Source organism: Arthrobacter sp. E1SS-5 (assembly GCF_057073715.1).
Map to the genome: position 1 here is coordinate 1379403 of NZ_CP172703.1, position 10511 is coordinate 1389913.

At 69.2% G+C, this 10511-nt stretch carries 6 protein-coding genes and 1 pseudogene; all 7 read left to right on the plus strand.

Annotated features, from left to right (window positions below; all coding sequences use genetic code 11):
- The first annotated feature begins 67 nt into the window (after positions 1-67).
- Entirely contained in the window at positions 68-1411 is a 1344-nt protein-coding gene (locus ACIGJD_RS06385; protein WP_483688792.1) for a DUF58 domain-containing protein, read from the plus strand.
- A complete protein-coding gene (locus tag ACIGJD_RS06390; RefSeq protein ID WP_483688793.1) occupies positions 1408-4014 on the plus strand; it encodes a transglutaminase-like domain-containing protein in 2607 nt (868 codons plus the stop codon). The genes ACIGJD_RS06385 and ACIGJD_RS06390 overlap by 4 nt, the downstream gene beginning before the upstream one ends.
- Positions 4011-4067 (plus strand): annotated as a pseudogene (locus ACIGJD_RS06395) (hypothetical protein); the annotation flags it as partial. The gene ACIGJD_RS06390 and the pseudogene ACIGJD_RS06395, both read left to right, overlap by 4 nt.
- A gap of 273 nt (positions 4068-4340) precedes the next feature.
- Positions 4341-5630 carry an RDD family protein gene (locus ACIGJD_RS06400; protein ID WP_483689442.1) on the plus strand — a complete coding sequence of 430 codons (1290 nt, stop codon included), beginning with the start codon at positions 4341-4343 and terminating at the stop codon, positions 5628-5630.
- Complete coding sequence (locus tag ACIGJD_RS06405) at positions 5627-6598, plus strand: PP2C family protein-serine/threonine phosphatase (RefSeq protein WP_483688794.1); 972 nt, start codon at positions 5627-5629, stop codon at positions 6596-6598. Before ACIGJD_RS06400 ends, ACIGJD_RS06405 begins: the two co-directional genes overlap by 4 nt.
- On the plus strand, positions 6585-8693 hold the full coding sequence (locus tag ACIGJD_RS06410) for an FHA domain-containing protein (protein ID WP_483688795.1): 2109 nt from the start codon (positions 6585-6587) through the stop codon (positions 8691-8693). Before ACIGJD_RS06405 ends, ACIGJD_RS06410 begins: the two co-directional genes overlap by 14 nt.
- Positions 8690-10483, plus strand: a complete 1794-nt coding sequence (locus tag ACIGJD_RS06415) for a serine/threonine protein kinase (RefSeq protein ID WP_483688796.1) — start codon at positions 8690-8692, stop codon at positions 10481-10483. Before ACIGJD_RS06410 ends, ACIGJD_RS06415 begins: the two co-directional genes overlap by 4 nt.
- Positions 10484-10511 lie beyond the last annotated feature (28 nt).

Sequence of the window (10511 nt, forward strand, 5' to 3'; positions counted from 1 at the left end):
GCCGGCTGCAGCCTGACGCTGCAGCCACCACCACTCCATCCCAGCGCAACAACGAAGGCACACCCCTATGTCCGACGGCACGTCCAGCGGTACCCCGTTGACCCGGTTCGCGGAGCGATTCCAGCAGCTCTTCCACCGGGATGGCCGCCCCACCCGCCTGCACCCTGCGGCGGTATGGTCCGAAGCAAGCAGTACGGCCCTTCAGGCACTGACCCCTGCCTGGCGGGCCGTCCGTGACACCTGGCTGAAGTATGCATGGCCCGTGCTTTCCGTGGTCAGTATCCTGGGCTGGTCCGTCCTGGCAGCCGCCATCCTGCTCTGGACCACGGGACAGGCATTCGGCTGGCAGGAAGCCACGGCGGCCTCCATTGCCGCGTTCGCGATGTTCGTCATCGCGGTTGCCTTCATCCTGGGCCGGTCCTCGTACGGGGTGGTCCTGGACCTGGCCCGTACGCGGGTTGCGGTGGGGGACAGCGCCGTGGGCAGCATTGCCGTCTCCAATACTTCGGCCCGGCCGCTGCTGCCGGCGGCGCTGGAACTGCCGGTGGGCAGCACCACGGCCGTCTTCCACCTGCCGCGGATGAAGCCCGGACAGGTCCACGAAGACCTGTTCACCATCCCCACCGCGCGGCGCGCCGTCATCGTGGTGGGACCGGTCCGCTCCGTCCGGGCAGACCCCCTGCACCTGCTGCGCCGCCAGGTCCTGTGGACCGAGCCGGAGGATCTCTTCGTCCACCCGCGCACGGTCGCCCTGGCGGGCTCGGCCGCCGGCTTCATCCGCGACCTTGAAGGCATGCCCACCACCGAGCTCTCCAGCGCCGACGTCTCCTTCCACGCCCTCCGCGACTACGTGCCGGGTGATGACCGCCGGCACATCCACTGGAAGACCACGGCCCGCACCAACAAACTGATGGTGCGCCAGTTCGAGGAAACCCGCCGAGCCCACCTGGCCATCTCGCTGTCCATCAACACCGACGAGTACGCCTCCGAAACCGAGTTCGAAATGGCCATCTCTGTGGCTGCCTCCATCGGCCGCCAGGCCATCCGTGAACAGCGGGAACTGGATGTCCTGACCCAAAAGGGGCCGCTGCGCTGCGAAACCGGCCGGAACATGCTGGACGACATGACACGGATCGTCGGCACCCCCATGCGCCGCACCGCCGTCGACCTCGCCCGCACCCTGGCCGACACCGTCCCCAACGCCTCCGTGGTCTTCTTCGTGGTGGGCAGCAACGTAACGGCGACCCAGCTCCGTTCCGCCGCCGCCTCGGTACCGCCGGGTGTGCGGAGCCTCGCCGTACGGGTGGAAGCGGGCGCTGCTCCCACCCGGGCCAACATCGCAGATCTCACTGTCCTGACGCTCGGCGACCTGGCCGACCTTGCCATCGTGCTGAGAAAGGCGGCCGCATGAGCACCGCACCGGGCCGTTCCCCACAGGCCACAATCCCGCCCACCCGCACCCGCCGGAAGGCCGCCACCACGGAGTCGGCCTTCGCGGACGGCCAGCCGCTGTGGCATTTCCTGCTCGACGCCGGCGCCCTGGTGGTCCTGCTGGGCCTGGGCCTGCTTGGCTTCGGCCTGAGCTTCGGCGGCGACCCCTATTATTTGCTGTCCGGCTTCGGTGGCATCATCCTGGGCCTCGCCATCGGGGCTGCCAACGCCCACCTGCGCCTGGGCCTGCTGATCACCACCGCCCTCGCCTTGGCCGCGTACCTGGTGTTCGGGACCTGGCTGGCAGTGCCCGACGCCGCGATCGCAGGTTTCGTTCCCTCGCTGGACTCGCTGCGGACCCTCCTGCTGGGCGTGGTCTTCGCCTGGAAGGACATGCTCACGGTTGGCGTGCCGGTGGGCACGGCAGGTGGTGTGCTCATCGTTCCGTTCCTGAGCTCGCTCATCACAGCCCTCGTGGGCGCTCTCCTGACCTGGCGGCTCCGCAGCCCCTACCTGCCCCTCCTTCCCGTGCTGGTTCTGTTCGTCACCGGCATCGCCTTCAGCACCAACGCCGCCTTCCTGACCCTGGAACGCGGCATCGGGCTGACCGTGCTGGGCATCGCCTGGGCAACGTTCCGCCGGGACGCCCTGCGGCGGAACAGCACCAAGCGGGTGGCCGTGAACAACCCGCAGAATGACAGTGCCACTGCACGGCGGGCCAGGATCCGCCGGCTGGGCATGGCGGCTGGGGTCATCGCCGTCAGCGTCGGGATCACAGCAGTGGCCGCGCCGCTGGTCAGCGCAGGGGAGGACCGGAAAGTCCTCCGCAACGTGGTGGTGCCGCCATTCGATCCCAAGGACTACATCACCCCGCTGGCCAGCTTCCGGACGTACGTGAAGGACAAGAAGGACGACACCCTGTTCGTGGTCAAGGGCCTCCCACGCGACGGCCGGGTGCGCCTGGGGGCCCTGGACGCCTTCAACGGCACCAACTACAACATGGACCCCAACGGCTCGGGCAACTTCAGCAAGGTGGGAGATGCCAAGTCCATCAACACGCTTGCCGATACGTCCGGCGTAGTGCCCACCAATGACTACTCGATCAGCATCAACATCGAGGACTACCAGGGCTACTTTGTCCCCGGCGGCCGCAAGACCACCGGCATCAGCTTTGACCAGCCCGGTTCTGCCGCGGCCGCGGGGCTCTACTTCAACCCGGGATCGGACACCGCCGTCACCACCAGCGGATTAGCCAAGGGCGACTCCTATACTGTCCAGGTCTCCGACCCCGTCAAGCTCGAGCACGGCCAGCTGACCCAGTACGACTTCGCCAAGATCTCCCTCCCGGACCCCCTTGAGGTACCGCCGGTGGTGGGCTCCCAGGCGAACGACCTGTCCGCTGATGCCCCGACCGCGATCGACCGGGTGCGCCAGATCGAGGCGCATTTCCAGAAGACAGGGGCGTTCAGCAACGGCCTGGTGAGCGAAGGGCAGTTGCCCAGCGTCTCCGGTCACGGCTCCGCCCGCATTCGCAACCTGCTCACGGCCAAGCAGATGCTCGGCGACGACGAACAGTACGCGGTGGCCATGTCCCTGATGCTGCGGCACCTGGGGATCCCGTCCCGCGTGGTGATGGGCTTCTACCCTGAACCGACCAGCCCCGAGAACGGCGCGGGCGAGGTGAAGATCACCGGTAAGGACGTCCATGCCTGGGTAGAGGTGGCGTTCGAGCGGGTGGGCTGGGTCAGCTTCGATCCCACCCCGCCCAAGGACAACATCCCCATCCCGCCGGACCCCGAAAGCAAGTCCAAGCCCAAGCCGCAGGTGCTGCAGCCGCCGCCCCCGCCGCAGGAGCCGGCGGACCTGCCGCCGGACTCCTCGCCGGACGCGCTGGACGCGGACCAGAAGAAGAACAATCCGTGGCTGTTCTGGGGCGCGCTCCTGGGTGCCTTGGGCGTCGCGGCCATCCCGGTGGTCGTCCTGGCCCTGCCGCTGTTGCTGATTGCTTTGCTGAAGGCACGACGGCGGAAGTCGCGTTTCCGTGATGGGCTCCCCGCCCAGCGTGTGGGCGGAGGATGGAACGAGGTGGTGAGCCTGGCGACGGACCTCGGTGCCGCCGTCGACACCCGGTCGACCCGGCGCGAAAGCGCCGCCGTGCTGGCCGAGGCGTTCCCTGCAACCTCGGGGACCACCACCATGCTGGCCCGCCGGGCGGACGCGTCAATCTTCGGCGCCGGGGAGCCCACTGAGGAGCAGGTCCGGGAGTACTGGACCATCGTTGACGGCTCGCTCAAGGAGATGACCTCCGGAATGGGCTTCTGGCGCCGGCAGCAGGCACGGTTCTCGCCGCGGTCGCTGCTGGCGGACGCCCGCACGGCCATGAACTCCGGCAAGAGCCTTAAGCTGCGCGGAGGCCGGCTGGCACTGCCGACGGTGCCCGGGATCATTGCCGCGCGCCGCCGTCGTACCTCCGGCAGTGCTGATGCGCCGCCGCCGCAGCAGCAAGCACCCAACCAGCAAGCACCCAACCAGCAAGCACCCAACCAGCAAGCACCCAACCAGCAAGGACCAGGCCAGCCGTGACGCACGACGCCGAACGCTGCCCGCGCTGCCAACAGCAGATCCGTGCGGGGGCCACCTTCTGCACTGCCTGCGGTGCGCCGCTGCCCAACCGGGCGGCGCGCCGCACCCGCACTCCGGGCCCGCTTCCGGATCACGGCCCCAGCGCTGCCAGGGAGGCGCGTCCCGAGCATGCGGCGGGGATTCCCGGTACTATCCCGGTAGTAGAAAGGCCCCCGGCAGGTCAGCCGGCGGGCAGCGCATTGACGGGTCCCACATACACGGGCTCCGGGCCGGGCAGGACCGGCGGTTCCACCAGGGTGGAAGCCGCTCCAGGGGGAGGAACGGGAATGGCAGTGAACCTTCAGCTTGTTCCGGCTACGGCGGGCAAGCGGCTTGGTGCTGCCGTCATTGACTGGCTGCCGGGGATAGCGGTGCTGGTGGTGACCTTCGCCATTGGTTTCGCAGGCATCACGCGGACCAGGAGTGGCGGCTTCATCGTCTATGACACGTCGTCCCTGGTGCTGTTCGGCGGCATCGGCCTTGGCGTGACCCTGGCCTACCTGTTTGTCGTCCTCGGACTGGAGGGCCGCAGCGGCAAGACACCAGGCAACCTGATGATGGGCATCCGCAGTGCGGACCAGGACGGCTATGCGCCCGGTGCCGGCGCCGTGTTCCTGCGCGGCCTGATCACGGGAGCCGGTGTCCTGTTGGCCTTGCTGGCGGCGGTACTGGTGGTGGTGTTCAAGTGGTTTGACGTTGCCCTGTTCATTCTTGGGCCGCTGCTCCTGGTGGCTGCCGTCTGGGCTGTGCTGGTGGTGGTTTCCTGCCGATGGGACAAGAACGGCGGGCTGCGCGGCTGGCATGACAACGCTGCCAAGACCCTGGTGTTCGACGTGAATGCGGGCCGGGACCCTATTACCACCGGCGGCATCCAGGGGCCCTACAGCTTTGCACCCTTGGACCTTCCGCCCGTCCAGCAGGTGCTGTCTCCGGTCGCGCCCCAGCCCAGCGCGCCCCAGGCGGCGACGCCCCCGGCAACCCCAGCCCAGGCCCCCCAAGCACCTGCGCCGTCGGCCACCATGCCGTCCCAGACGATGCCCTACACCTCGCCGGCATCCTTCGCACCGCCTGCCGGTGGTGCGCCTGCCGCAGGTGCCCAGGGTTCGCCGTCGGGACTCGAACAAGGCGCCGCCCCGGCGGTCCCTCCTACGGGCGCTCCCTCCGGTCACCGCATGCCCCCGCCGCATGTGGACGACGACGTTGAGCGCACCCAGGTGCGCCCCGGCAGCGGTGCCCCGGCCCAAGTGGCAGTCCTGCGCATCCGCCTCGACGACGGCCGGGACTTCCAACTGGACCGCAGCGTCCTGGTGGGCCGCAACCCCGTGGGACAGGCCGGGGAGCAGCATGCCCAACTGCTGGCCGTGGACGATCCCGGCCGCTCCATTTCGAAAACCCACCTGCACCTGCTTACCGACGGTGCCGGCATCTGGGTGACGGACCGGCACTCAACCAACGGAAGCGCCGTCACCACCCCGGACGGCCTGCGCACCCCCTTGGTGCCGGGCGTCCCCACGTTTGTTACCCCGGGATCCAGCGTGCATTTTGGAGACCGTACCTTTTACCTAGGACAGGCATGAACCAGCACCCCGCCAGTGTTTCCTCCACCATCGAGCCGGGGCCGGGCCTTAGCCTCTCCTGCGGTTACGGGACAGACAGGGGGCTCCGCCGGGAACTGAACGAGGATTCGTACATCGCAGCCGATCCCGTCTTCGCCGTGGCCGACGGCATGGGCGGCCACGAAGCTGGCGAGATTGCCAGCGGCCTGTGCGTGCGTACGCTGGCCGAGATGCCCCAGGTCGCCACGGGGGAGCGGAACATCACGGCGTCCGTCCTCCAGCAGTACCTGGTTCGTGCCGACGCCTCCATCCGTGAAGCCGCGGGGGCCCGTGCCGGTACCACCCTGACGGGCGCCGTCGTTGTGGAACAGATGGGCATGCCTTACTGGCTGGTGATGAACATCGGCGACTCCCGCACCTACCGGCTCAGCCTGGGGCGGTTCGAGCAGATCAGCGTGGACCACTCCGAAGTCCAGGAGCTCGTGGACGCGGGCGAAATCACCGCCCAGGAGGCCACCCTCCATCCGCGCCGGAACGTCGTCACGCGCGCTTTGGGGACGGGGGATGAGACGGAGGCGGACTACTGGCTCCTCCCCGTCGAGGAAGGCGACCGCGTGCTGGTCTGCTCCGACGGCCTGACCGGCGAACTGGCAGACGATGACATCCTCCGGATCCTCAGTACCGTGGCCGACCCGCAGGAGGCCGTGGACGCCCTGATTCAGGCGGCCCTGCGCAGTGGCGGCCGTGACAACGTCACCGCCATCGTGGTGGACGCGCACAACGTGGCGAACGACGACGGCGCAGGCACCACGGCGCCCCGCCACGCCACAGCTGACGGGGACGACGTGACGCTGCCGCGTCTGCAGTCCTCCGAGGCCGTGACGGAACCGCTGCCCGAACCGCTGGTGGACGGCACGGCACTGGAGCACGGCACCGGGCTGGTCGACGGCACGTCGCTGGAGGGGGAGCCGGGCGATGACCGGCGCTAGCTACATTCCCGGCGGCTGGCTGGGCATCGTCCGGTCCCGCACTGCAGTCCTGTTGGGGCCGGAGGCGCCCGCTGAACTGGCCGGCGCGCTGTGGGAACTCCTGGCCGGCCGGCCGGAACCCCACGAGGTCCTCGCCGCCGTGACCAGCAGCTCCGGCGGTTCCCTTACCCATATACCGTCCTTTGCCATCCTTGACTTCAACGGGTCGCTGCGGGTCTTCCTGCGCGGCGCGGTCGACCTCACCGTCGAGCAGCCCGGCGGAGCCGTGGACCTCGACGGCAGGGACGTGACCACCTGGAACGAACGCAAGTTCGTGATGCCCGGCACGTGCAGGCTGGGTGTCGCGGACGCCGGGGCTGCTGGCGACGATGGCACAGGGACCGCTGGGGGTCCCCGGCTGCCGCTGGGGGAAGGCGTGGTGCTGCTGCGGTCCCTGACCTTCGGGGCGCGCCCGGGCCCTGCCGCCGTCGACGGCGCTGCTGCTGATACTGGCACGGCGGTGGGCGCAGGCACGGCCGTGGTCAGAGGCACGGCGCCTGCGAGGGGTACAGAAGCCGGGCATGCTCCCGCCGCCCCCGACGGCCCGTTCGCCGTCAACGCGGCCGGTGAAGTGGATGCTGCCGGTGAAGTGGACGCTGCCGGTGAAGTGGACGGCAGCGGCGACGCCGGCCATGTTGCCGGGACAGTGGTGGGGGTGATTGACGAGGACTTGACCGCGGGCCCGGTTGGGGATCCGGTCGCCGACCTTAATGACAACCTGGACGACGGCTTGAACGACGCCCCGGACGGGGAACGCGCGGAAGACGCCAACCTGCCCCAGGCGTTCGCCACCGATGCTCTTGACCCCGAAGGCCTTGACCCCGAAGGCCTTGACCCCGAGGGCCTTGACCTCGAAGGCCTTGATCCCGACGCCACCATCGCCCCGGGCGCCATCATCGACGCCGACGAGGAACTGCTGGAGGAGCCTGCCAATCCGGAACCGGTTGGCGACGGACTGGCCGGGCCGGACGGGGCGGATGGGGCGGAAACTGATCCAGGCGATGCCGCTCCGGCCGAGGAACTCACCAGCTCCTACGACCACCTCTGGGACCGCACCGTGATGCGGAACATCGAGGACGCGGCGGTGCGCGAGGAACCCGATGCCGACTCCGGCCACGTGGTCCCACAGCAACCTCCAGCCCTGCCCGCAGCCGAACCGCTTGCTGCCCTTGGTTCGGCGGAGGACGCCGGCCTGCAGGGTGCAGCAGCCGGGTCCGGACCGGCAGCGGACACTGACGCTGACACCGGCGCCGGCAATCCTGCCGTAGCTGGGCCCGAAACCGGCGCGCCGGCTGCCACGCCCCGCCCTGCCTCCACGGGCCTCATCGATTCCGTCCCATGGCGTACCGGGGGAGCAGCGACAACACCCACCCCGGAACCCAGCACGCCGCCAACCCTCGGCACTCCGCCGGCTCCGCCAGTCCCCGCCCCCGTTGCCTTCGACGGTGGTCCCGCCAGTCCGGCGCAGAGCCCATCCCAGGCCCAACCAGAGGCCGGCTTCGATCCCGACCACGACGGCCAGACGGTCATGAAGAGCAGCCTTTCGGGAACGGGCGCCCCGGCGTCGAACCGGCAGGCCCAGCAGGTTGCCGGCGACGGGCCGCTGGTACTGGCGCGCGTCTGTTCGCAGGGCCACGCCAATCCGCCAACCCGTGCCCTGTGCAGCGCCTGCGGTGCCGCCCTGCTGCCCGACGCCGTCCAGGTGGCACGTCCCCGGCTGGGCCGGATGCGCCTGTCCACGGGCGAACTCCTAGACCTGGACCAGTCGATGGTCATTGGCCGCCAGCCCTCCGTCTCCCGGGTCCAGGGCGGGGTTATGCCGCGCCTCGTGCAGGTGGCGAGCCCGGGTGGGGACATCTCCCGGTCCCACGTTGAGGTGCGGCTCGAGGGCTGGCACGTCATGCTCTGCGATCTTAAAGCCACCAACGGCACCGTCCTGGTCCGCGAAGGCCAGCCGCCGCGCCGCCTGGCCCAAAACGAGATGGCCATCCTGCTCGACGGCGACATCGCGGAGCTGGGCGACAACATCTCACTGCGTTTTGAGGAGATCCCGTGAGTTCCAAACGGCCCGTTGCACCGCCGCCCCGCATTCCGGGGTTCACCTACATCAGCCTGCTGGGATCCGGCGGCTTCTCCGACGTCTACCTCTACGAGCAGGACAGGCCGCGCCGAAAGGTGGCGGTCAAGGTGCTGCTTTCCGACCTGAAGACTGAAGGCGCCCGGCGGAGGTTCGAATCCGAAGCCAACCTGATGGCCCAGCTGTCCTCGCACCCGTACATCGTCACGATTTTCGAAGCGGAAGTGACGGATGACGGGCACTCGTACCTGGCCATGGAGTACTGCTCCCGGCCCAGCCTTGACGTGCGGTACCGGCGGCAGCGCTTCAGTGTGGACGAGGTCCTGGCGGTGGGCATCCAGGTTGCCTCCGCCGTCGAGACAGCCCACCGTGCCGGCATCGCCCACCGCGACATCAAGCCCGCCAACATCCTGGTCACGGACTACAACCGCCCTGCCCTGACTGACTTCGGCATCTCCGGCACCCTCGCCGGGGACTCGGATGACGACTCTGGCATGTCCATTCCGTGGTCCCCGCCGGAGCAGTTCCGGGACGGGCCAGTGGACGGCGTCATGGTGGACGTGTGGGCCCTTGGTGCCACCCTTTACACGCTGCTGGCCGGCCGCTCGCCCTTCGTGATGCCAGGTGCGGACAACTCACAGCGCGAACTGATCAACCGCATCAGCAACACGGCCCTGCCGCGGCTGGGCCGGGCGGATGTGCCGGAGTCCCTGGAACTGGCGCTGGCCACGGCCATGGCCAAGTCACCGCAGTCCAGGTACTCCTCGGCCCACGCCTTTGCCCTGGCCCTGCAGCGCATCCAGGCCGAGCTCAACCTCTCCGTCACGCCCTTCGAAGTCCTGGAGGAGCCCCAGCAGGACGAGGGCCACCCGGATGACGGCACCGAGGAAACGCGGGTCCGCAGTATCGCGGCCATCGACCCGGAGGGCACCGGCAGCGCCCCCACCTTCCCGGCACGCACCCGCCCCAACGCGGCCGGCCCCAATTTTCCTGGCGCCAATTTCCCGGGCGCCCACGCCGACGCGACCGGACGCAGGGGAGGCGCCCTCCCGCCGTCGGCCTTCACCGCCGCAGCACCCAGCCAATGGCGCGCCGCCCCGGCAGCGCCCTCCATCCCGGCAAGTCCGGCTGGAGCAACGGGCTCTTCCGGAACAGAACCTGCCGACGGCGGCGGGCAGGGTGAGTGGGCCCAGTCCACCGTCCTTCGCGGCAGCCCGGGGGCGGTGAACTACGGCGCGCCGGTAAGCGACGCCGGGCAGGGCGCCTATACCCCCGACGCAACGGTCCAGCGTGCCGTAAAAGTGGACGAGCCGGAGGCAGCGCCGGAAGCCGACCACGGCAAACGCAATCTCTGGCTCGCAGTCACCGGGGGCACCCTCCTGGCGCTGGCGGCGGTGGTGGGCATCGTGGTGGCCAACGCGGCCCCCGGCACACCCAAGCCTGTGCCCACCCAGCAGGTCACCAAATCCCCGGCGGACGCCCTGGACGACGGCACCGTCCCCGATGTCGAAGGCCTCAAGGGATCCATCGGCAGTGACGGGGAGGCCAGCTTCACCTGGACCAATCCGCAGCCCAAGGAGGGGGACACCTACAAGTGGAAGGTGTGGACCATAGGCGGGAACAGCCTGGAATTCCATTCTGTGGACAAGCCGCCGGTCAAGATGCGGCCCAGCCCTACCGGGCAGACCTGCATCCAGGTGATGATCGTCCGCTCGGACGGCGCATTCTCACCCATGGAGGAGAACTCCATCGCCTGCACCGGCCAGTGACGGCACTGGACCAGCACGTAACATCCCG